Source organism: Actinomadura atramentaria DSM 43919, assembly GCF_000381885.1.
Lineage (GTDB): Bacteria > Actinomycetota > Actinomycetes > Streptosporangiales > Streptosporangiaceae > Spirillospora > Spirillospora atramentaria.
Genome location: NZ_KB907212.1, coordinates 146,695 through 168,324 on the forward strand (window position 1 = coordinate 146,695; position 21,630 = coordinate 168,324).

Consider the following 21,630-nt stretch of genomic DNA (forward strand, 5'->3'; position numbering starts at 1 on the left):
TGGGGAGTCCGGTGTGAAGACGGCGGTGACGTTGCGGGCGGTGCCCGACGCGGCGGACGAGACGGCCGGTGCGGCGCGCGGCCGGATGCGGTCGGCGGTTCGGCGGCTCGTCTGGGGCGCGCTGTGGAACGCGCGCGGCGCCCTGTGGCGGATCTGGGTGGTGACGTGCGGCGTCGCGGGGTTCAAGCGTGCGATGGCGGGACGGCGCATCGCCGCGAGTGGCGTCCGGCGGGTCTCGGTCCGGCGGGCGGCGGCGCTCAGCGCCGTGCTCGTCGGAGCCGGGACCGCGCTCGGGTTCGTCCGGGACCTGCTCATGGCGCACACGTTCGGGGCCGGGCGCGACACCGACGCGTTCCTGATCGGCTGGATGATCCCCGAGACCGCGTCGCCGCTGCTCATCGAGGACGCGATGGCGCTGCTGGCCGTCCCGCTGGTGACGCGGGCGCTGCGCGGCGCGGGCAGCGCGCGGCCGCTCGCCGCCGCCGTGCTGCCCCGGCTCGTCGCGGTGCTCGCCGTCGTGGCGGGGGCGCTCGCGGTCGGTGCGCCGCTGCTCGTCGCGGGCGTCGCGCCCGGCCTCGCCGATCCGCACGACGCCGTCCGCTGCGTGCGGATCGCGGCGGTGACGGTCGTGATGTTCGGCGTCGCGGGCTTCATGAGCGCGACGCTGCGCGCGCACGGCCGGTTCGGGCCGCCCGCCGCGATCTACCTGGCGTACAACGCGGGCATCGTCGCGTCGATCGTCCTGCTGCAGCACCGGTGGGGCGTGATGAGCGCGGCGGCGGGCGTCGCGGTCGGCAGCGTGCTGATGGTCGCGGTGCAGGCGCCCGCGTTCGCGCGCTGCCTCGGCCCGGCGCGGCGGATCGCGCCGGACGGCCCGCCGGTGGAACTGCTGACGGCTGCGGCGCTGCTGCCCGTCGTCGCGTTCACGCTGGCCCGGCAGGCGCAGGTGTTCGTCGAGCGGTTCCTCGGGTCCGGGCTCGCCGCCGGGTCGATCTCCGAGCTGAACTACGCGCAGAAGGTCGCGCAGGTGCCGATGGTGCTGTCCCTGCTCGTCGTCACCGTGACGTTCCCGCGGCTCGCGCGGGCGTCCGCCGACGCCGACGTGCGGCGGTTCCGCGACGGCGTGGAGCGCGACGTCCTGGCGGTCAGCGCGCTGATCCTCGCCGCGACCGCGTTCCTCGTCGCGTGCGGGGAGGACGTCGTCACCGTCCTGTTCCGGCACGGCGCGTTCGGCGCGGCAGACACCGAGGGCACCGCCCGCATCATGCGCGTGTACGCGTTCGGGCTGTGGGGCCAGACGATGGTCGGCGTCGCGGCGCGCGCGTTCTTCGCCCGGCGCGGCCCGATGTGGCGGCCCGCGCTCGCGACGGCGCTCGGCCTGGCGCTGACCGTCGCGGTCGGCGCGCTCGGCGTCGCGTCGTTCGGCGCGCCCGCGCTCGCCGCCGCCAACGCCGCCGGGATCACCGCCGGGGCGCTGGTCATGCTCGCCGGGGTGCGGTCGCGGGTCGTGCCGATCCGCGTCCGGGTGCTCGGCGCGGGCCTGGCGCGGCTCGGGCTCGCGGCCGGCGCGGCCGGCGCGGCGGGACTCGCCGTCCGGCACCTGCTGCATCCCGCGCTGCCGCCCGTCGCGGCGCTCCCCGTCTGCGGACTCGCCGTCGCGGGCGTGTACGCGGCGCTCCTCATGCTTCCCCCGGCGGCCGGAATCCGGCCGCTCGCCCCTGTCGTCCCGTTCGCCCGACGACCGGAAGGACCACGATGACCCCGCAGTCGCCGCTCATACCGAGACCCGTCGCCGAGCCGGAGCCCGTGCCGGAGCCCGCGGAATCGGGCGGGCCGATGCCCTATGTCCTCATGTACCACTCGGTGGACTTCTACGACGCCGACCCGCACCTCGTCACCGTCAGCCCGCCGCGCTTCGAGCGGCAGCTCCGCTGGCTGGCCGCGCGCGGGCTGCGCGGCGTCGCCGTCCGCGAGCTGCTCGCGGCGCGGCGGACGGGTTCGGCGCGCGGTCTCGTCGGCCTCACCTTCGACGACGGGTACGCCGACTTCGCGACCCGCGTCCTGCCCGCGCTCGTCCGGTTCGGGTTCACCGCGACGGTGTTCGCCGTCTCCGACCGGCTCGGCGGCGACAACGCCTGGGACACCGGGCCGCGCAAGAAGCTGCTGACGCCCGCGCAGCTCCGCGTCGCCCACGACCACGGGATGGAGGTCGCCTCGCACGGGCGGCGGCACGTCTCGTCGACCGGGCTCGCCGACGCGGACCTCGCGGACGAGCTGACCGCCAGCCGCGCCGCGCTGGCGGACGTCGTCGGCGCGCCCGTCACCGGGTTCGCCTACCCGTACGGGCACGTCGGGGAGCGGGAGGCCGACGCCGTGCGCGCCGCCGGGTACGACTACGCGTGCGCGATCCGGCCGCGGGCCGCGTCCCGGCACGCGCTGCCGCGCACGTACGTGGGCGAGCGCGACGGGCGGCTGCGGCTGCACGCCAAGCTGAGGCGGCACGAGCTGCGTTGGCGGGGCCGCGTCTGATGCGGGTCCTGCACGTCATCACCGGGCTCGGCCGGGGCGGCGCGGAGCGGCAGCTCGCGGCGCTGCTCGCGCGGCGCGCCGAGCCCGTGGTGTCCGAAGTCGCCGTGCTGACCGGGTGCGGGCCGCTCGCGGCGGAGATCCGCGCGCTCGGCGTGCCCGTCCACGAGATCGGGATGCGCGGGAACCGGGACTTCGCGGCGCTGCCCCGGCTCGTCCGGCTGATGCGGGACGGACGGTACGACGTGGTCCACACCCACCTGTACCGGGCGTGCGTGTACGGGCGCATCGCGGCGCGGATCGCGGGCGTCCGGCGGATCATCGCGACCGAGCACTCGCTCGGCGACGGCGAGATCGAAGGGCGGCGCGCGGGGATCGGCGTCCGGCTGCTGTACCGGGCGACGGAACGTCTCGGGACGCTGACCGTCGCCGTGTCCCCGACCGTCGCGGCGCGGCTGCGCGGCTGGGGCGTGCCGGACTCGCGGATCGTCACCGTCCCCAACGGCGTGGACGCGGCCGCGTTCGCGTTCGACCCGGCGCGGCGGGCGGAGATCCGGGCGGCGCTCGGCGTCGCCGCGACCGAGACCGTCGTCGGCTGCGTCGGGCGGCTCGTGCCGGGCAAGCGCACCGACCTGCTCGTCCGGGCGTTCGCCGGGGCGGCCGTGCCCGGCGCGTGGCTCGTCGTCGCCGGGGACGGGCCCGAGCGCGGCGCGCTGGAACGGCTCGCGCGGCGGCTCGGCGTCGCGTCCCGCGTCCGGTTCCTCGGCGACACCGCCGACGTGCCCGGCGTGCTCGCCGCGCTCGACGTGTACGCCGCGCCGTCCCGGCAGGAGACGTTCGGGCTCGGCGTCGTCGAGGCGATGGCCGCCGGGCTGCCCGTCCTCTACACGACCTGCCCGGCGCTGGACGACGTGCCCGCGAGCCTCGCGCCGCACGCCCGGCGGCTCCGCGCCGACCTCGTCGAGTGGGCCGCCGCGCTCGCCCGGTTCCCCGCACCCGACCCGGTGCGGCTGCCCGTCGCGCCCGTCGTCGGCGGCTACGACCTCGGCGCGACGGCCCGCGCGCTGCACGACCTGTACGGGCCCGCCGCGCACGACCCTCGAACCCACCCAGCGAAAGACGGACCACGCACATGGAGCACAACCGGCGCACCCTCGGAAGTCTCATGCGGCGGGCGGGCGTCGCGGGCTCGCTGATCGCGGCGGGCGCCGCGGGCGGCACGGGCTACGCGCTGCTGCGCGCGCCCGAGTACACCGCGACCGCGCACGTCATCGTCGTCGCCGCGCGCGGCGGGCCCGCGCCGGTCGACCTCGCCCAGGTGTACGGGCGGCTCGCGGCGCTGCCCGAGACGCTGCGGTGGGCGAACCTGCCGTGGCCGGACGGGTCGGCGGGGCTCGCCGCGCCGCACGTCCGCGCGGCGACGTCGCCGGACGCGCCGCTCATCCGCGTCACCGGGACCGGGCCGTCGCCGGAGCGCGCGGCGGACTACGCCAACGCCGGGGCGGACGCGCTGCTGCGGTTCGGGTACGCGCGGCGCGCGCAGACGGGGGTGCGGCTGGCGCTGATGGACGACGCGGTGCCGCCGGTCGCGCCGTCCGCACCGAACGCGCCGCTCGACATCGCGGTCGGGACGGCGACGGGCGTGCTGCTCGCGGGGCTGCTGACGCTGACGCGGCGCCGCCCGTCCCGCCGCCCGGCGCCCGCCCGGACCGGCGCCCCGGCGGCGGCCGGTCCGCCGAACCCGGAGCCCGCGATGCTGCCCGCGCCGACGTGGCCGGAGCCCGCTTCGGGTGCGGCGGTGCCGGAGCCTGCTTGGGGTGCGGCTGATCAGGCTTGGCCTGCGGGGACGCCTGATCCCGCGCGTCCCGGGTGGCCTGAGTCCGCGGTCGTGTCGGAGCCGAGCCGGCGCGAGTCCTCCGGGGCCTCGCCGGATTCCGCGTGGAGCGGCGTTTCCGTCGCGCCGGATCTGGGGCGGTCGGAGTCCGGGACGGGAGAGCTTGAGCGGAACGAGCCTTCCGGTGCGGACGCCGCGTGGGTTGAGTCCGCCGGGCCGGAGGCGACGCGGCGGGAAGCGTCCGCCGCGTCGCCTGATCTGGTGTGGCCGGAGCCCGCTGCCGGGCCGGAGTCCGTGTGGTTGGACTCGGTGCGGTCTGACCCTGCCGGGGCGACGCTGGATCTTGCGCGCGCGGAAAGTGCCGGCGCGTCGCCTGATCTGGTGTGGCCGGAGAGTTCTGGCATTACGCGTCCGGCTGACCCGCTGCTCGGGGATTTCGCGCCGCGTGCGGAGTCCGCGCTGCACGGGGACTCGGCGCCGACCGATCCGGGGGCGGCGTTCGGCGCTGGCGTGTCCGCCGCGCCGCCTGCGGCGGGTCCGGCCGTTGCCGGGTCGCCGGAGTGGCCGGACGCTCCCGGCGGATGGTCGGGCTCCGCCGCCGGGACGACGGACCCCGGACGGCCGGGCTCGTCCGTCCCGACGCCGGACACCGCGTGGGCGGACTCCTCCGGCGCGGCGACGGAGCCCGCATGGGCCGAGCCCACGGGCACACCGCCCACTGCGTCGGTGCCGCCGCCCGCGTCGCCCCCGCCGGTCGGCGACTTCGCGTCCCGCCCGGAGTACGCAATGCGCCCCGACACCGCGCCCTGCCCAGAGGCCGAGACGTGGCCGGGGCCTGCGCCGCACCCGGAACCCGGGTCGCATTCGGGTTCCGCGCTGCACACCGAAGCCGCGCCGCACGCCGAAGCCGCGCCGCACGCGGAGGCCGCGTCGCGTGCCGAGGTTGAGTCGTGGCCGGGGGCTGCGCCGCACCCGGAGTCCGTGCCGCGTTCGGGTTCCGCGCCGGGTGCCGAAGCCGCGCCGCGCGCGGAGGCCGAGACATGGCCGGGCGCTGCGCCGCACGCGGAATCTGGGCCGCTTTTGGGTTCCGCGCCGCGTGCCGAACCCGCGCCGCGTGCCGAGGCCGAGTCGTGGTCGGAGGCCGCGCCGTGTGCCGACGCCGGGGCGCGTGCCGAGAGCGAGGTGTGGCCGGGGGCTGCGGCGCACCCGGAGTCCGGGCCGGGTTCGAGGTCCGTGCCGCATACGGAGTTCGCGATGCAGCCCGAGGCCGGGCCGCGCGCGGGGGCTGGGCCGCTCGCGGAGGCCGAGTCGTGGGGGGAAGCCGTGCCGCGCGCGGAGGCTGAGGCGTGGCCGGAGGCCGGGCCGCGCGCGGAGGCCGGGTCGCGTTTGGGGTTCCCGCCTGCCGAAGCTGCGCCGCGTGCCGAGGCCGAGTCGTGGTCGGAGGGCGGGGCGCGTGCGGAAGGGGAAGTGCGGTCGGGGGCTGGGGAGAGTGGGGATGACCCGGTGGGGGGCGGGCGGCGGGGGTCGTCGTCCGCGACGATGCCGATCGTCGCGCCCGCGCTGTCGGACCCCGCGCCGTCCGGGTGGGCGGGGGAGCAGGGGCCGCGCGGCGGGAACGACGGGGCGGTGTGGCCGTGAGCGCGGTCCGGGTCCTGCACGTCGCGCAGCCGACGTGCGGCGGGGTCGGCGGGTACGTCGCCGACGCCGCCGCTGACCAGGCGGCGCGCGGGTTCGAGGTCGTCGTCGCGTGCCCGGCCGGGCCGCTCGCGGAGCGGGTCGGGGACGCGCACGTGCCGTGGGCGGCGGGGCGCGCGCCGTCCGCCGCGACGGTGCGGGAGGCGCGGGCGCTGCGGCGGATCGTCGCGGACGTCGCGCCCGACGTCGTCCACCTGCACTCGTCCAAGGCCGGGCTGGCCGGGCGGCTCGGAGACGGGCTCGGCAGGCCCGTGCTGTTCCAGCCGCACGGCTGGTCGTGGCTGGCGGCGCGCGGGGCGCGGGCGCTGGCCGCGCGGGCGTGGGAGCGCCGCGCCGCGCGCCGGACCGACGCGATCGTGTGCGTCGGGGAGGGCGAGCTGGCGCAGGGTCGCGCGTGCGGGATCGACGCGCGGTTCGAGCTGGTCCGCAACGGCGTGGACCTGGCGCGGTTCACCGTCGCGGACGCCGGGCGCCGCGCCGCCGCGCGCGCCGCGCTCGGCCTGGACGCCGCCGTCCCGCTCGCGCTGTGCCTCGGCCGGATCACCCGGCAGAAGGGGCAGGACGTGCTGCTGCGCGCGTGGCCGCACGTCCGCGACCACCGCCCGGACGCGCTGCTGGCGCTCGTCGGCGACGGGTGCCCGCCGCGCGGGACCGGCCCCGGCGTGCTCACCGTGCCCGCCGTCCCCGACCCGCGCGCGTGGCTCGTTGCGGCGGACGTCGTCGTGCTCCCGTCCCGCTGGGAGGGCCTGCCGCTGACGGCGCTGGAGGCGCTGGCGACGGGCCGTCCGCTCGTGGCCAGCGACGTGCCGGGCCTCCGCGAGGTCGTGCCGCCGGACGCGGGCGCGCTCGTCCCCCCGCAGGACCCGGCGGCGCTCGCCCGCGCGCTCGCGGACCGCCTCGCGCCGGGCTCGCCGCTCGCCGCCGCCGAGGCCACCGCCGCCGCCCGCGCCGCGCGCGCCCACGACGCGGCGGCGACGTTCACCGCGCTCGCCGCCCTCACCGCCGACCTCGCCGGCACCGCGCGGAACGCCCAGGACGACGCCCGCGCCGAAACCCCCGCCACGCCCGCCCCCGCTCGGGCCGTCGCGCCCGCCGCGCGGGCGCACGACGCCGCCGAGCCGCCCGCCGAGCCGCCCGTCGTGCCGCCCGCCGAGCCGCCCGTCGTGCCGTCCGCCGAGCCGTCCATCGTGCCGTCCGCCGTGCCGTCCGCCGTGCCGTCCGTCGAGTCGCCCGTCGAGTCGCCCGTCGAGTCGCCCGTCGAGTCGCCCGTCGAGTCGTCCGGTGGGCGGTCCCCCGTTTCCGGAGGGCGCGTCGGCTCCCTCCCCGTGGAGTGAAGAAGGCCAGATGCCGATCGAACTGGACCCCGGGCTGCCGGTGCTGCTCGTGCGCACCGATCCCAACCCGTTCCACCACGGGACGCTCGCGGCGATCCGGTCGCTCGGGCGGCGCGGGGTCGCCGTCCACGCGGATCTCGCCGGGCGGCCCGAGCCCGCCGCCGCGTCGCGGTACCTGCGCGCGCGGCGCCCCGGCATCCCGACCGCCAGCGCGACCGCCGGCCCGACCACCGACCCGGCCGCCGGCCCGGACGCGCTGCTGGACCGGCTGGCCGAGACCTCGCGGCGGATCGGGCGGCGGGCGCTGCTCGTCCCCCTCGACGACGCCACCGCGATCTTCGCGGCGGAGCGGTCCGCCGATCTGGCCGACCGGTACGCGCTCGCGCCGCAGGCCCCGGACGCGCCGCGCCGCGTCGCGGACAAGACCGCGCTGACCGCCGAGTGCGAGCGGCGCGGCATCGCGGTCCCCGAGACGCACGTGCCGACGTCCCACGAGCACGTCGCGGAACTCGTCGCCAAGCTGGGCCTGCCGCTCGTCGCCAAGTGGGCGCGGCCGTGGCTGCAACCCTTCGGGACGAGGAGCACGACGCTCGTCCGCACCCGGCAAGAGGCCGAGACCCTGTACGACGCGGCGGGCGGCGGGCGCGGCCCGCTGCTGCTCCAGCGGCTCGTCCCGCCGGACGGCGGCGACTGGTTCTACCAGGCGTACTTCGACCGCGACGCGCGGCGGCTGTTCAGCGCGACGGGCCGCAAGCACGTCGCCTACCCCGCCGACACCGGTCACACCGTCGCGGGCGAGTGGGTCGCGAACCCGCGCCTGGAGGAACTGGCGACCGACGTCGTGCGCGCCCTCGGCTGCACCGGTGTCGTGGACCTGGACTTCCGGTACGACGCCGCCGCCGGCGTGTACCGGCTGCTGGACTTCAACCCCCGGCTCGGCGCGCAGTTCCGGCTGTTCACCGACCGGGCGGGCCTCGACCTGGCGGCCGTCCTGCACCTGGACGCGTCCGGCCGCGCGGTGCCGGAGACGGTCCCGCGCCTCGGCCGCACGCTCGTCGTGGAGAACCAGTACCTGCGGCGCGCGCTGCGCTCGCCGGGCGCGCTGCGCCGGTTCGCGCGGCTCGCCGCGACCGGCGAGACCGCCTGGTTCGACGCCGCCGACCCCCGCCCGTTCCTCGCGCTGGGACGGGCCCTGCTCGGCCGCGCGCTGCACCGCGCGCTCCAACGGAAGGAAAGAACATGACCGCAGCGGAGATCGGCGCGCTCGTCGTCGGCGCCGGGCCGTACGGGCTCGCGACGGCGGCGCACCTGCGCGGCCTCGGGGTGGAGACCCGGCTCGTCGGGACGCCGATGGAGTTCTGGGAGCGGCGGATGCCGCGCGGGATGTGCCTGAAGTCCGAACCGTTCGCGTCGAGCATCGGCGCGCCGGAACCGGGCCTGGCGTTCCCCGACTTCGCGCCGGGCGTCGGCGTCGGCGACCCGGTGCCGCTGGACGCGTTCGTCGCGTACGGCCGCTGGTTCGCGGGCCGCGCCGCGCCGGTCGCGGAGGAGACGCGCGTCGAGCGGATCGAGCCCGCCGGGGACGGCTACCGGGCCGCGCTGGCGACGGGCGAGGCGGTGCGGGCGGCGGCGGTGGTCGTCGCGGTCGGCGTCGGCCCGTTCGCGCACGTCCCCGCCGAGCTGGCGGGCCTCGCGCCGGACCTGCTGACGCACAGCGCCGACCACGGGGACCTGACGGGCTTCGCGGGCCGGGACGTCGCGGTGGTCGGCGCGGGCCAGTCGGCGCTGGAGACGGCGGTGCTGCTCGCGGAGCTGGGCGCGCGCCCGACCGTCGTCGCGCGGCGGCCCGAGCTGGACTGGAACCGGGTTCCCGTCGAGGCGGGCGGCCGCGGCCCGACCGCGCCGCTGCACGGCCTCGGCCGGGGCTGGCGGACGTGGGTGTACTCCGAGCGGCCCGCCGCGACGCGCCTGCTGCCGTACCGGACGCGCCGCCGGATCGTCGCGACGACGCTCGGCCCGGCGGGCTCCTGGTGGCTGCGGGACCGCTTCGACGAGCGCGTCCGCGTCCTGGCGGGCCGCCGCGTCGCGGGCGCGGACGAGGTCGGGGGCCGCGCGGTCCTGCGCCTGGACGGCCCGGACGGCACCGAGCGCCTGGCGGCGGACCACGTCATCGCCGCGACCGGCTTCGTCCCCGACCTGGACCGGCTGCCGCTGCTCGACGCCGACCTGCGCGCGCGCCTGGCCCGCTGGGACGGTTCGCCGCGCCTGGACCGCGACTTCCAGTCGTCGGCGCCCGGCCTGTTCTTCACCGGCCTCGCGGCCGCCGCGTCGTTCGGCCCGGTGCTGCGGTTCGTCCACGGGACGGACTTCGCGGCGCGGCGCACGGCGCGCGGCGTGGCGCGGCGGGTCGCGGGCCGTCCGGGGGGCGGCGCGGCGGACACGGGAACGGCCGGGCGGCTGGCCGGGGCCGGACGGTGAGCGTGCGACGAGCGGTCGCGGACCGTCCGTTCGTCGCCGAATATCGACCGTCCGTCGCACGACCGTGACAACACGTGAACTTACCGAGGGGTAGGGCCTACGTTTCACAGAGTCGGTGCCGGCGGCCGTCTCGGGGGGAGCGGCCGCCGGGCCCGGTTCGCCGGAGCGCATCGCGGACGGGTCGTTCAGGGGCTGGCCCGTCCCGCGCTCCGCGACGACGAGAGCGCACGTGGCGCCACCCGGGACGGTGGCACCACGTGCGCTTTTCGGCGTCCCCGGCCCCGTTGCGCCACTCTCGGTACTGATCATGTCACCATGAGTACATGATCTTCGTTTCGGGAGGACGACGATGATGGGGTTCCCGTCCGCGCGCCGGGTCGCCCCGGCGCTGCTCGCCGCGCTCGCGCTCGCCGCGCCGCACACGACCGTCCCGCGCGCGCTCGCCGCCGACCGGGCGCGCGGCACCGTCCCGTGCGACGGCGGGGACGGCGGGGCCGCCGGGCTCGCGGCGGCCGTCCGCGCGGGCGGCGCGGTCCGGCTGAAGGCGCACTGCGTCTACACGATCACGCACCCGGCGGGCGAGCGGGCCGCGCTGCCCCGCGTCACGCGCGACGTGGAGCTGGACGGCTCCGGCTCGACGATCCGGTGGAACCGCGACCGCCGCCTGTTCTCGATCGCGCCCGGCGCGCGGGTCGTGCTCAGGGACGTCCGCTTCCAGGTCGTCGCGGACGACGGCGGCCGTCCGGTCGCGAACATCCAGGTCGGGCCGCAGTCGGAGGTGACGCTGCGCGGCGGGGCCCCGACGCCCTGGCTGCTCGGCTACGTCGCCTGACGCGCGGGCTTCCCGGCCCCGGCGGGCCGTCGTAGTGTCGGCCGGGAAGGTCGATCCACGACGGCTCCCCGGGGAGGGACCTTGGCCCACTACCGCAGCGTCGGCGCGGTGCCGCCGAAGCGCCACACCCAGCACCGGGACGCGTCCGGCCGCCTGTTCTACGAAGAGCTGATGGGCGAGGAGGGCTTCAGCTCCGACTCGTCGCTGCTGTACCACCGGGGGCTGCCGTCGGCGGTCGTGGACTCGCGCGTCTGGGAGATCCCACCGGTGGCGACGTCGCCGAACCATCCGCTGCGGCCCCGTCACCTGCGGCTGCACGAGCTGTTCCCGGCGGGCGCGGCGGGCGACGCGGTCACCGGCCGCCGCCTGGTGCTCGGCAACGCCGACGTGCGGCTGTCGTACGTCGTCGCGGCGGAGCCGTCGCCGCTGTACCGGAACGCGACCGGCGACGAGGTCGTGTACGTCGAGTCGGGTTCGGCGACGGTCGAGACGGTGTTCGGCGCGCTGGCCGCCGAGCAGGGCGACTACGTCGTGCTGCCCGCCTCGACCACGCACCGGTGGGTGCCGTCCGGCGACGCGCCGCTGCGCGCGTACGCGATCGAGGCGGCCGGGCACGTCGCGCCGCCGAAGCGGTACCTGTCCCGGTTCGGGCAGTTCCTGGAGAGCGCGCCGTACTGCGAGCGGGACCTGCGCGGCCCCGCCGAGCCGCTGGAGCGCGCCGGCTCGGACGTGGACGTGCTGGTCAAGCACCGCACGTCCGCCGGGATCGTCGGCAGCCGCGTCACCTACGCGGCGCATCCGTTCGACGTGGTCGGCTGGGACGGCTGCCTGTACCCGTACACGTTCAACGTCCGGGACTTCGAGCCGATCACCGGCCGCGTCCACCAGCCGCCGCCCGTCCACCAGGTGTTCGAGGGACCGAACTTCGTGGTGTGCAACTTCGTGCCGCGCAAGGTGGACTACCACCCGCTGTCCATCCCGGTCCCCTACTACCACTCGAACGTGGACAGCGACGAGGTGATGTTCTACTGCGGCGGCGACTACGAGGCCCGGCGCGGATCGGGCATCGGGCAGGGTTCCGTCTCGCTGCATCCCGGCGGGCATGCGCACGGGCCGCAGCCGGGCGCGTACGAGCGCAGCGTCGGCGTGGAGTTCTTCGACGAGCTGGCCGTCATGGTCGACACGTTCCGTCCGCTGGAACTCGGCGAAGGCGGCCTGGCCTGCGAGGACCCCGGCTACGCGTGGACGTGGGCGGGGCGCGGCCCGGCGGAGTAGATCACCAGTCGCGGCGCAGCGGGAGGTCCCACGGGACGGTCCACGGCCCGGCCGGATCGGCGGCCAGGTCCCGCACGACGTCCTCGTAGCGGGCCTGGTCGCCGGGCGCGCGGCCCGCCCACAGGTAGCGGGCCTGGAGGTAGCAGGCGGCCATGTCGCGCCACGACACGTACCGGCGCTGCACGGACCGGGCGGCGGGCAGGACGCGGTCCCAGCACTCCTCGGCGTCCAGCCAGCCGACCATGTGGGCCCAGCGCAGCACCATGAACGCGCGGGCCGCGTCCCACACCAGGTAGCGGCCGCGGTTCGCCTGGAAGGCCAGGTCGCGGTTCAGCTCCAGCCGGTCGATCTCGCGTTCGGCGAAGTCGGGGTCGTCCAGGGCCTGGGCGAGGAACCAGTGCAGTTCGGCGGCGGCGGGGCTCGCCTCGGGGGCGCGCTCGCCGGTCAGCAGCGGGACGAGGTGCGGGAGCAGGTCCACCGACGCCGTGCCGTAGCGGAGTTCGACGAGCCGGGACAGCGCCCGGACGTCCTCGCGGCACGGCTCGGCGCCGAACCGGTCGGCGGCGGACGCGTCGCGCGCGAACCGCAGCAGCCGCGCGTACTCGTCGCTCTCGCGGTCCGACAGCGACGCCGCGACGGTCGCCGCCTCCTCGAACTGGGCGCGCATCCCGTGCTGGAGGAGGAACGTGACCTGCTCGTCCAGCAGTTCCGGGTCGTAGGCGCCCCACGCCTGGAAAAGCGTGCGCAGCGCGCCGATCCGGTCGGCGGCGGGGCGGTCGGGCGACGGGCCGAGCCGGTCCACCGGGTAGCCGTTCATCCGGGCGAAGTGGGCGCACAGGCCGAGCAGCCAGCGCTGGACGTCGGTGACGTCGGAGCCGCGCGCGTCGTCGGGGCGCGCGGGCGAGTGCCAGGGCGCGACGCCCGCCGCGTCGAGGCCGTGGACGACGGGCGCGTACACGTCGGGCTCGTCGGGGTCGAAGTGGTCGCGGACGACGTCGGTGGGGTCGAGCGTGCGGGTCCGGCCGTCCAGCCCGGTGACGGCCAGCACGAACGAGCTCTGCGTCGGCTCGCCGGGGACGCCCTCCACGGTCCAGCGCGCGCCGTGCGAGCGGATGAGGACGTCCGCGACGTACGCCGACAGCGCGACCTGGAGCGCGATCCACGGGTCGTCGGCGTCGTCGGCGGCCGGGTCGGGGTCCTCGTCGCCGAGGTCGCCGACGTAGCGTTCGAGCGGTTCGAGCAGGCCCAGCGGGCGGCGCTCGTAGTCGTCGTGGTCGAAGCCGACCTCGTCCACGAGCCAGGCGACGTGCGTCCAGGCGTCCTCGGCGAACTCGGCCAGCATCGCGCGGGCGCGTTCGACGTCCATGTCCTCGCTGATCATCAGTACGCCCCTGACGCTCTCGCGGGTCCGCCCCGGCGACGGTCGGGACATGTTACCGACCGGTCGCAGAGTGTCCAGGGCGGCGGTTTCCGGCCGATGGGGCGATCTCCGCAGGTCAGCGCATAGGTTGTGCAATGCAAAATCATGTGTTGCAAAACTGGCCGTCGGCCGCCGTCGCCGCCTAATCTCCTCGTCAACCGGGTGATAGCGACCGGATTGTCACGGTATGTGGTGATTGGACGGCTGATGTTTGATGTCGTGATCCGCGGCGGCACGGTGCTCGACGGCACCGGTGCCCCCCGCCGCCGCGCCGACGTCGGCGTGACCGGCGACCGGATCGCCGCCGTCGCCGAACCGGGCGCGCTCGACGCCGCCGGTGCGGCGGCCGTGCTCGACGCCGCCGGCCGCCACGTCATGCCCGGCTTCATCGACACCCACGTCCACGGCGACGCCGCGGTCTTCGAGCCGGAGGTCCAGCTCGCCGCGCTCCGCCAGGGCGTCACGACGTTCGTGCTCGGCCAGGACGGCGTGTCGTACGCGCCCGCCGGACCCGCGACCGTCCGCTACGTCGGCCGCTACTTCGCACCGGTCAACGGCCGCCACCCCGCGCTGCCCGCGGACGGCGGGACCGGGTACCTGTCCGTCGAGGACCTGCTGGCGACCTACGACCGGCGCACGCCGCTCAACACCGTCTACCTGCTCCCGCACGGCACGATCCGGCACGACGTGCTCGGCACCGAGCGCCGCGCGCCCGACGCCGCCGAGCTGGCCGCGCTGCGCGCCCGCGTCGAGCGGGGCCTGGCGGACGGCGCGGCGGGACTGTCCACCGGACTGGAGTACGTGCCCGGCGCGTACGCCGACGCGGCCGAGATCGCCGCGCTCTGCGCGCCCGTCGCCGCCGCCGGGCTCCCGTACGTCACGCACATGCGCGGCTACGAGGACCGCGCCTCGCACGGCATGGCCGAAGTGCTCGACATCGCCCGCGCGTCCGGCGCCGCCCCGCACGTGTCCCACTACCACGGCCCGGCGGACGAGCTGATCGCCCTCGTGGACGGCGCGCGCGCCGAGGGCGTCGACCTGACCTTCGACAACTACCCCTACCTGCGCGGGGCGAGCACGCTGACGCTCGTCACGCTGCCGGAGTGGCTGCCGATCGCCGACCTGGACGCCACCCTCGCCGCGCTCGCCGACCCCGCCGTCCGCGCCCGGCTGGAGACCGAGTGGTGGGCGCGCCGGCCGGAGGTCTGGCCCCGGATCACCCTGTCCCACGTGCCGGCCGACCGCCTGCGCTGGGCCGAGGGCATGACGCTGCCGGCCGCCGCCGAGCGCGCGGGGACGACCCCCGGCGCGTTCTGCTGCGACCTGCTCGTCGCGACGCGGCTGGAGGCGGGCTGCGTGTTCGGCCAGCCGCCGACCAACAGCGAGGCGTCGGTGCGGGCGCTGCTGCGGCACCCCGCGCAGACGACCGGCTCCGACGCCATCTACCAGGGCGGCCGCCCGCACCCGCGCGGCTGGGGCGCGTTCGCCCGGATGCTCGCCCGGCACGTCCGGGAGCTGGGCGACTGGACGTGGGAGCAGGCCGCCGTCCATCTGGCGGGCCGCGCGGCCGAGCGGTTCCGGCTCCCCGACCGGGGGCGGGTCCGCGCGGGGGCCGCCGCCGATCTGGCGGTCGTCGATCCCGACGCCGTCGTGGACCGGTCCACCTACGAAGCGCCGAAGGCGCCCGCCGACGGCGTCGACCACGTCCTCGTCAACGGCGTGCCCGTCCTGCGCGGCGGGGCGCTCACCGAGGCCGCCGCGCGCCGTCCCCCCGGACGGGCGCTCACCCCGGGCTGACCCGCCCGGCACCGAACTCCTCCCACCCCCACTTCGCCGGACCCCGCGAGGGCTCCGGGCAGCACAAGGAGACACCCCCGATGAACGGAAGGTTCACGCGAGCCGTCGTGGCGCTCACCGCGATCGGCGCGCTGGCGGCCACGGGCGCGTGCGGCGTCGAGTCCGACGACGGCGACGGCGGCGGCGCGGGCAAGGCCAAGGGCCTCAAGGTCGGCTGGTCCACGATCTACCTGACCCCGTCGTGGATGCAGCAGACGCAGAAGATGCTCCAGGCCGACATCGCCAAGCTCAAGTCCGAGGGCGCCGTCGCCAGCTACCAGACGTTCAACGCCAACGGCGACACCTCGCAGCAGATCGCCCAGATCCGCGCGATGATCCAGCAGAAGTACGACGTCATCCTGGTGGACGCGGGCAGCTCCACGGCGCTGAACCCGGCGCTGGAGCAGGCCGTGAACGCGGGCATCGCCGTCGCGAACTTCGACAGCCTCGTCACCAGCGACAAGGTCGTCCGGGTCGGCACCGACCAGAAGGAGTGGGGCCGGATGACGGCCCAGTGGCTCGCCGACAAGCTCGGCGGCAAGGGCGACATCATCGCGTTCAACGGCCCGGCGGGCGTCGCGACGAGCGAGGACCGGTGGAAGGGCGCCGAGGAGGCGCTGAAGAAGTACCCCGGCATCAAGGTCGTCGCGAACCTGCACAGCGAGTACAACCTGGCCCCGGCCGCGCAGGCGTTCGCGTCCGCGTACTCCGCGCACCCCGACATCGACGGCGTGTTCTCGCAGGGCGGCGCGCTGTCGGCCGCCGCGCTCCAGACGATCGTCAAGCAGAACAAGAAGCTCGTCCCGATCACGGGCGAGAACTACAACGGCTTCCTGAAGATGTGGCAGGCGAACAAGGCCAAGGGCTTCTCGTCGCTGTCCACCGCGCAGCCGAACTACCTCGGCGTGATCGCCCTGCGCGCCGCCGTCGCGAAGGCGGGCGGCAAGACGGTCCCGAACCAGATCACCGTCCCGCTGCCCAAGATCACCGACGACAACCTCGCCGAGTACGCCAAGGCCGACCAGCCCGACGACTCCTACCCGATCACCGACCTCCCGCAGGCCGAGATCGACAAGCTGATCGGGCAGTAGCCGTGGCGCTCCTGACCGTCGACCGGGTCTCGAAGTCGTTCGCGGGCAACCGCGTGCTGCACGAGGTGAGCTTCGACGTCCGCGCCGGGGAGGTGCTCGCCCTCGTCGGCGAGAACGGCGCGGGCAAGAGCACCGTGCTGTCGCTCATCACCGGGATGCAGGCGCCCGACGCGGGCGAGCTGCGCCTGGACGGCGAGCCGCTGCGGGCGTGGTCCCCGCTCCGCGCCCGCGCGGCCGGGATCAGTTCGGTGCATCAGGAGCTGAGCCTCAACCCCCACCAGACGGTGGCGGAGAACGTGTTCCTCGGGCAGTGGCCCGCGCGGCGCGGCCTGGTCCTCGGCCGGGACCTGGCGCGCCGCGCGCGGCCGCTGCTGGAGCGGGTCGGCCTGGACGTCGACCCGCGCACCCGGGCGGGCCGGCTCTCGCTCGGCCAGCAGCAGCTCGTGGAACTGGCCAAGGCGCTCGTCTGCGCGCCGCGCCTGCTGATCCTGGACGAGGCGACGTCCGCGCTGGACGACGACCAGGTGCAGGCGGTGTTCCGCGTCGTGCGGGAACTGCGCGCGGCGGGCTCCTCGGTGGTGACCGTCAGCCACCGGATGGCGGAGCTGTTCGCGATCTCCGACCGGCTGACGGTCCTGAAGGACGGCGCGGTCATGGCGACCCGCGACCGCGCCGGGACCGACCACGACGACATCGTCCGCCTGATGATCGGACGCGAGCTGTCCGACCTGTTCCCCGCCAAGGCGGCGCCGACCAAGGCCGCCACGGCTCCCGCGCTGCGCGCCCGGGGGCTGACCGTCCCCGGCGGGTGCGCGGGCGTGGACCTGGAGCTGACGCCGGGGCGCATCCTCGGCCTCGGCGGGCTCCAGGGCCAGGGGCAGCGGGCGGTGCTGCGGGCGCTGTTCGGCCTCGCCCGGCACGGCGGCGAGATCGAACTGGCCGGACGTCCCGCGAAACTGTCCTCGCCGCGCGAGGCGATCCGCGCCCGGATCGCGTACGTGCCCGAGGACCGCAAGGTCGAGGGGCTGCACGTGGCGCAGAGCGTCCGCGCGAACCTCGCCCTCACCAACCTCGACACGGTGGCGCCCGCGCGGCGGCTCACCACGGTCGACCGGAACGCCGAGGCCGGGCTCGTCGCCGATCTCATCGACCGGATGCGGATCAAGGCGGCGAGTCCTTCGCAGGAGGCCCGGCGGCTGTCGGGCGGCAACCAGCAGAAGGTCGCACTGGCCCGCTGGCTGCCGTCCGAACCGCGGGTCCTGCTGCTGGCCGAGCCGACGCGCGGCATCGACGTCGGCACCAAGCGGGAGATCTACCACCTGCTGCGCCGACTCGCCGACGACGGCGTCGCGGTGCTCGTGACCTCGGGAGACACCATGGAACTCGTCGGCCTCTGCGACGAGGTCGCCGTCATGTACGAGGGGGCCGTCGTGGAGCGCCTCGCGGGCGGCGACCTGACCGAGGAGCGGCTGGTCCGCGCCTCGGTGAACCCGGCGGTGACCCATGCCTGACGCGCTGGCCGGGCGGCTGCGCGGCAACCTCGACGTCGTCGGGCTCGGCGCGCTGATCGTCGTGCTGCTCGCCGCCTACAGCCACTACGACTCGACGCTGTTCACGCCCGCGTCGATCACGATCCTGTCCGCGCAGTTCCTGCCGCTGATCCTCGCCGCGATGGGGCAGAGCGCGGTCATGCTGACGGGCGGCATCGACCTGTCGCTCGGCTCGGTGCTCGCGCTGGCGATGGCGGTGTTCGCCGTCACCGCCGACCACGGCGTGCCGCTCGCCGCCGTGTGCGCGCTGGCCGTCGCGGCGGCGACCGGCGCGGTCAACGGGACGCTCGTCGCGTTCGCCGGGCTGCCGCCGATCATCGTGACGCTCGCCGCGTCGTTCCTGTGGGGCGGCGTGACGCTGATCGTCCTGCCGCAGCCGGGCGGCAGCGTCCCGAGCGGCCTGGTCAAGGCGTACAACGACGGGTGGAACGGCGTCGCGCTGCCGCTCGTGGTGGTCGTCGCGGTGCTCGTCGTGTGGAAACTCGTCAAGACGACGCGGTTCGGGCTGTCGCTGTACGCCGTCGGCGGCAACGAGCACGGCGCGTACGCCAGCGGCGTCAAGACCCGCACCGTGAAGATCTCCGCGTACGCCCTCGCCGGGGTGTTCGTCGGCCTCGCCGGGATCGGCCTGGCCGTCCAGACCGGCTCCGGGGACGCGACGATCGGCGCGCCCTACACGCTCAACTCCATCGCCGCGTCGGTGCTCGCGGGCGTCAGCTTCTTCGGCGGCGTCGGGCAGATGCGCGCCGCCGTGCTCGCCGCCCTGGTGATCGGGCTGCTGACGAACCTGCTGCTGTTCACCGGGCTGTCACCCTTCTACCAGCTCATCCTCCAGGGCGTCGTGCTGATCGTCGCGATCACCGTGAAGACGTTCGCGACCCGCGAGAGGACCGAATGATGACCGCGCTCCCCCGCACCGCAGGGCTCCGCGCCCTGCGCGACCACCGCGCCGCGTGGGCGTTCGGCGTCCTGCTGGTGACCTGGGCCGCCGCGATCCTGTTCGCGAACGGGTTCGACAGCGTCTCCAGCGTCCGCTACCTGACGCAGACCGCGTCGTTCCTCGGGATCATCGCGATCGGGCAGACGCTCGTGGTGATGATGAGCGGCATCGACCTGTCGGTGTCGTCGGTCGTCGCGCTGTCGGCGGTCGTGTGCGCGCAGGTCTCGGCGGGGCACGGCGGGGCGGCGGGCATCCTCGTCGGGCTGGCGGTGAGCCTGCTCGTCGGGCTCGTCAACGCGGTCGGCGTCCTGTGGCTGCGCGTCCCGCCGATGGTGATGACGCTCGCGACGGGCACGATCGTCGCCGGGTCGCTGCTCGTCTACACCAACGGATCGCCCAAGTCCGCGAAGATCGGGCTGCTGGACTCCCTCGCCAACGACCGCGTCGCGGGGATTCCGCTGGCGTTCGTGCTGTGGCTCGCGATCACCGCCGTCGCGGTGTGGCTGCTGCACGCCTCGCGCGTCGGACGGTACGTGTTCGCGCTCGGGACGAGCCAGGAGGCGTCCCGCGCGTCCGGCGTCCCGCTCGGCGTCACGACGTTCATCGCCTACGGCGCGTGCGCGCTGCTCGCCGGGGTCGCGGGCCTGGTGCTGCTCGGCTTCACCGCCACCAGCTCGCTGACGATGGGCAACCCGTACCAGCTCCTGTCGATCGCGTCGGTCGTGCTCGGCGGGACGTCGATCCTCGGCGGGCGCGGGCACGTCCTCGGGACGGTCGCGGGCGCGCTGCTGCTCACCCTGCTCACCGCGCTGCTGACCGCGTGGAACCTGTCCGAGGGCGTCCGGCAGATGACGCTCGGGCTGCTGATCATCGCGCTGCTGCTCGCCTACGCCCGGGAACGGAGGACCTGATGGCGGCCACGGGGGACGTGGAGGACCTGCTGCGGTCGCTCGTGCGGACCGCCAGCGTCAACCCGCGCGGCGGGCCCGTCGCGCCGGGGCTCGGGGAGGCCGCCGTCGCGGAGGTCGTCCGGGACTGGCTCGCGGCGCGCGGCATCAAGGCGGAGCTGCGCGAGGTCGAGCCGGGACGGCCGAACGTCGTCGCGACCGTGCCGGGCCGCGACCCGCGCGCGGTCCTGCTCGAATCGCACCTCGACACCGTCGAGACCGACGGCATGACCGTCGACCCGTTCGCGGGCGCGGTCCGCGACGGCCGCCTGTACGGGCGCGGCGCGTGCGACGCCAAGGGGCCGCTCGCCGCGTTCATGCTGGCCGCCGCCGAGCTCGCGGCGGGCGACCCGCCGCCGTTCGGCGTCGTCCTGGCCGCCGTGATGGACGAGGAGCACGCCTACCGGGGCGTTCTGGACCTGGTGGACGACCTCGCCGACACCGAGCTGGTCGGCGCGGTCGTCGGGGAGCCGACCGGGCTCGTGCCCGTCGTCGCGCACAAGGGCTGCGTCCGCTACACCGTGCGGACGCTCGGCGTCGCCGGGCACAGCTCGCGGCCCGCCGAGGCCGTCAACGCGATCAGCCTGATGGGCCGCGTCATCGAGCACCTGGCCGCCGCCGAACCCGGCGTCGCCCCGCACCCGCTGCTCGGCGGCGCGACCCGCACCGCCACCCGGATCAGGGGCGGCACCGGCCCCAACACCGTGCCCGGCACGTGCGAGATCGACGTGGACCGCCGCACGCTGCCCGGCGAGGACCCCTACGCGGTGTGGGAGCGCGAGAGCGCCGAACTCGCCGCGCTGCTGCCCGGCCGGATCGAGGTGGACGAGCCGTTCACCGTCGACCACGCGCTCGACACGCCCGCGGCGAGCCCCGTCCCCGCCGCGCTCGCCCGCGCCCTCGCCCGCGCGGGCCGCGACGGGACGGCGCGCGGGATGCCGTTCGGCACCGACGCGAGCAAGCTCGCGCTGGCCGGGGTGCCCGCCGTCGTCCTCGGGCCCGGCGCGCTCGACGACGCGCACTCGGCCGCCGAGTCCGTCGCGCTCGCCGACGTCGCGCTCGCGGCGCGGATCGTCGCGGACACCGTGCGGGGGGTCGTGGCGTGAGGCTCACCGATCACGTGGAACTCGTCGCGAGCGGCGCGGCCGGGTTCGACCTCACCGATCCGCTGGACTGCCACGTCTACCTCGTGCGCGGCGAGCGCGGCTGGGCGCTGGTCGACGCGGGCGCGGGCGCGTCCGCCGCGACGATCGCCGCCGCCGTCCCGGACGGGCCGGGGGAGCGGCACCTGCTGCTCACCCACGGCCACGCCGACCACGCCGGCGGCGCGGCGGCGCTCGCGGAGCTGCTGCCCGGCCTGGACGTCCGCGCCGCCGAACCCGCCCGCGCGTGGATCGCCGCCGGGGCCGAGTCGATGCTGAGCGTCGACCGGGGCCGCGCGGCGGGCGTGTACCCGGCCGGGTACGCGTTCCCGCCGTGCCCGTCCGTCCGGCCGGTCGCGGACGGGGAGCGGATCGACCTCGGCGGCGTCGTCCTGCACGCGATCGCGACGCCCGGCCACGCGGACGGGCACGTCTGCTACCTGCTCGACGCGCCCGAGGGCCGCGCCCTGTTCTCCGGCGACTGCGTGTTCGCCGGCGGGCGGATCTCCCTGCAGAACCTCCACGACAGCCGCGTCCCCGAGTACGCGCGCAGCGTCGCGCGGCTCGCCGGACTGGAGATCGACGCGCTGCTGCCGGGGCATCATGAGATCTCCCTCGCGCGTGCGCGGCGGCATCTGACGGCCGCGCGCGACGTGTTCGCCCGCGGACTCCTTCCGGAGAGCACGACGTGATCCCCCCGCCGGTCCGCGCCGCCGTCCGCAAGGAGCGC

Annotated in this window: 17 protein-coding genes; 16 read left to right on the forward strand and 1 reads right to left on the reverse strand. The window is 76.4% G+C overall.

Annotated elements, in window-relative coordinates; genetic code table 11:
• Window positions 1-13 precede the first annotated feature (13 nt).
• The 9 genes from G339_RS0114075 to G339_RS0114130 all read left to right on the forward strand — a co-directional run bounded on the left by G339_RS0114075 (window position 14) and on the right by G339_RS0114130 (window position 11,974).
• Entirely contained in the window at window positions 14-1,759 is a 1,746-nt protein-coding gene (locus G339_RS0114075) for a lipid II flippase MurJ (protein ID WP_019631722.1), read from the forward strand.
• On the forward strand, window positions 1,756-2,529 hold the full coding sequence (locus G339_RS0114080; protein WP_019631723.1) for a polysaccharide deacetylase family protein: 774 nt from the start codon (window positions 1,756-1,758) through the stop codon (window positions 2,527-2,529). Before G339_RS0114075 ends, G339_RS0114080 begins: the two co-directional genes overlap by 4 nt.
• Window positions 2,529-3,722 carry a glycosyltransferase gene (locus G339_RS33660; protein WP_019631724.1) on the forward strand — a complete coding sequence of 398 codons (1,194 nt, stop codon included), beginning with the start codon at window positions 2,529-2,531 and terminating at the stop codon, window positions 3,720-3,722. The genes G339_RS0114080 and G339_RS33660 overlap by 1 nt, the downstream gene beginning before the upstream one ends.
• Window positions 3,659-5,998 carry a hypothetical protein gene (locus G339_RS36660; protein WP_157407660.1) on the forward strand — a complete coding sequence of 780 codons (2,340 nt, stop codon included), beginning with the start codon at window positions 3,659-3,661 and terminating at the stop codon, window positions 5,996-5,998. The genes G339_RS33660 and G339_RS36660 overlap by 64 nt, the downstream gene beginning before the upstream one ends.
• Complete coding sequence (locus G339_RS33670; RefSeq protein WP_169514734.1) at window positions 5,995-7,389, forward strand: glycosyltransferase family 4 protein; 1,395 nt, start codon at window positions 5,995-5,997, stop codon at window positions 7,387-7,389. Before G339_RS36660 ends, G339_RS33670 begins: the two co-directional genes overlap by 4 nt.
• Before the next feature lie 10 nt (window positions 7,390-7,399).
• Window positions 7,400-8,632, forward strand: coding sequence for a carboxylate--amine ligase (locus G339_RS33675; RefSeq protein WP_019631727.1), 1,233 nt, complete (start codon window positions 7,400-7,402; stop codon window positions 8,630-8,632).
• Window positions 8,629-9,867, forward strand: coding sequence for an FAD-dependent oxidoreductase (locus G339_RS0114120; RefSeq protein ID WP_019631728.1), 1,239 nt, complete (start codon window positions 8,629-8,631; stop codon window positions 9,865-9,867). Before G339_RS33675 ends, G339_RS0114120 begins: the two co-directional genes overlap by 4 nt.
• Window positions 9,868-10,219: 352 nt before the next feature.
• Window positions 10,220-10,699, forward strand: a complete 480-nt coding sequence (locus G339_RS0114125; protein ID WP_026341433.1) for a hypothetical protein — start codon at window positions 10,220-10,222, stop codon at window positions 10,697-10,699.
• 81 nt (window positions 10,700-10,780) lie between these two features.
• The gene (locus tag G339_RS0114130; protein WP_019631730.1) at window positions 10,781-11,974 is read left to right on the forward strand and encodes a homogentisate 1,2-dioxygenase; all 1,194 of its coding nucleotides are present in this window, start codon (window positions 10,781-10,783) and stop codon (window positions 11,972-11,974) included.
• 1 nt (window position 11,975) lies between these two features.
• Here the strand turns inward: G339_RS0114130 and G339_RS0114135 are convergent, their stop codons facing one another.
• Window positions 11,976-13,355 carry a DUF1266 domain-containing protein gene (locus tag G339_RS0114135; protein WP_019631731.1) on the reverse strand — a complete coding sequence of 460 codons (1,380 nt, stop codon included), beginning with the start codon at window positions 13,353-13,355 and terminating at the stop codon, window positions 11,976-11,978.
• A gap of 246 nt (window positions 13,356-13,601) precedes the next feature.
• Here G339_RS0114135 and G339_RS0114140 point away from each other — a divergent pair, with 246 nt between their 5' ends.
• From G339_RS0114140 to G339_RS36665, 7 genes are all read left to right on the forward strand, one after another.
• A complete protein-coding gene (locus G339_RS0114140; RefSeq protein WP_051107837.1) occupies window positions 13,602-15,191 on the forward strand; it encodes an N-acyl-D-amino-acid deacylase family protein in 1,590 nt (529 codons plus the stop codon).
• Between the two features lie 80 nt (window positions 15,192-15,271).
• Window positions 15,272-16,321 (forward strand): ABC transporter substrate-binding protein, encoded by a 1,050-nt coding sequence (locus G339_RS0114145; protein WP_019631733.1) that lies wholly within the window; start codon window positions 15,272-15,274, stop codon window positions 16,319-16,321.
• 2 nt (window positions 16,322-16,323) lie between these two features.
• The gene (locus G339_RS0114150) at window positions 16,324-17,832 is read left to right on the forward strand and encodes a sugar ABC transporter ATP-binding protein (RefSeq protein ID WP_019631734.1); all 1,509 of its coding nucleotides are present in this window, start codon (window positions 16,324-16,326) and stop codon (window positions 17,830-17,832) included.
• The gene (locus G339_RS0114155; protein ID WP_019631735.1) at window positions 17,825-18,769 is read left to right on the forward strand and encodes an ABC transporter permease; all 945 of its coding nucleotides are present in this window, start codon (window positions 17,825-17,827) and stop codon (window positions 18,767-18,769) included. Before G339_RS0114150 ends, G339_RS0114155 begins: the two co-directional genes overlap by 8 nt.
• The gene (locus G339_RS0114160) at window positions 18,769-19,722 is read left to right on the forward strand and encodes an ABC transporter permease (RefSeq protein WP_026341435.1); all 954 of its coding nucleotides are present in this window, start codon (window positions 18,769-18,771) and stop codon (window positions 19,720-19,722) included. The genes G339_RS0114155 and G339_RS0114160 overlap by 1 nt, the downstream gene beginning before the upstream one ends.
• A complete protein-coding gene (locus tag G339_RS0114165; protein WP_019631737.1) occupies window positions 19,722-20,864 on the forward strand; it encodes a M20/M25/M40 family metallo-hydrolase in 1,143 nt (380 codons plus the stop codon). The genes G339_RS0114160 and G339_RS0114165 overlap by 1 nt, the downstream gene beginning before the upstream one ends.
• Window positions 20,861-21,592 carry an MBL fold metallo-hydrolase gene (locus G339_RS36665; RefSeq protein WP_026341437.1) on the forward strand — a complete coding sequence of 244 codons (732 nt, stop codon included), beginning with the start codon at window positions 20,861-20,863 and terminating at the stop codon, window positions 21,590-21,592. The genes G339_RS0114165 and G339_RS36665 overlap by 4 nt, the downstream gene beginning before the upstream one ends.
• Window positions 21,593-21,630: the final 38 nt, after the last annotated feature.

What these genes read in the sequence shown, in the direction of transcription:
- G339_RS0114125 (WP_026341433.1), top strand. Translation starts at nt 10,220, where the DNA reads ATGGGGTTCCCGTCCGCGCGCCGGGTCGCCCCGGCGCTGCTCGCCGCG.
- G339_RS0114160 (WP_026341435.1), top strand. Translation starts at nt 18,769, where the DNA reads ATGACCGCGCTCCCCCGCACCGCAGGGCTCCGCGCCCTGCGCGACCAC.
- G339_RS0114120 (WP_019631728.1), top strand. Translation starts at nt 8,629, where the DNA reads ATGACCGCAGCGGAGATCGGCGCGCTCGTCGTCGGCGCCGGGCCGTAC.
- G339_RS0114140 (WP_051107837.1), top strand. Translation starts at nt 13,602, where the DNA reads ATGTTTGATGTCGTGATCCGCGGCGGCACGGTGCTCGACGGCACCGGT.
- G339_RS0114080 (WP_019631723.1), top strand. Translation starts at nt 1,756, where the DNA reads ATGACCCCGCAGTCGCCGCTCATACCGAGACCCGTCGCCGAGCCGGAG.
- G339_RS33660 (WP_019631724.1), top strand. Translation starts at nt 2,529, where the DNA reads ATGCGGGTCCTGCACGTCATCACCGGGCTCGGCCGGGGCGGCGCGGAG.
- G339_RS33675 (WP_019631727.1), top strand. Translation starts at nt 7,400, where the DNA reads ATGCCGATCGAACTGGACCCCGGGCTGCCGGTGCTGCTCGTGCGCACC.
- G339_RS0114135 (WP_019631731.1), bottom strand. Translation starts at nt 13,355, where the DNA reads ATGATCAGCGAGGACATGGACGTCGAACGCGCCCGCGCGATGCTGGCC.
- G339_RS0114145 (WP_019631733.1), top strand. Translation starts at nt 15,272, where the DNA reads ATGAACGGAAGGTTCACGCGAGCCGTCGTGGCGCTCACCGCGATCGGC.
- G339_RS0114155 (WP_019631735.1), top strand. Translation starts at nt 17,825, where the DNA reads ATGCCTGACGCGCTGGCCGGGCGGCTGCGCGGCAACCTCGACGTCGTC.
- G339_RS36660 (WP_157407660.1), top strand. Translation starts at nt 3,659, where the DNA reads ATGGAGCACAACCGGCGCACCCTCGGAAGTCTCATGCGGCGGGCGGGC.
- G339_RS0114165 (WP_019631737.1), top strand. Translation starts at nt 19,722, where the DNA reads ATGGCGGCCACGGGGGACGTGGAGGACCTGCTGCGGTCGCTCGTGCGG.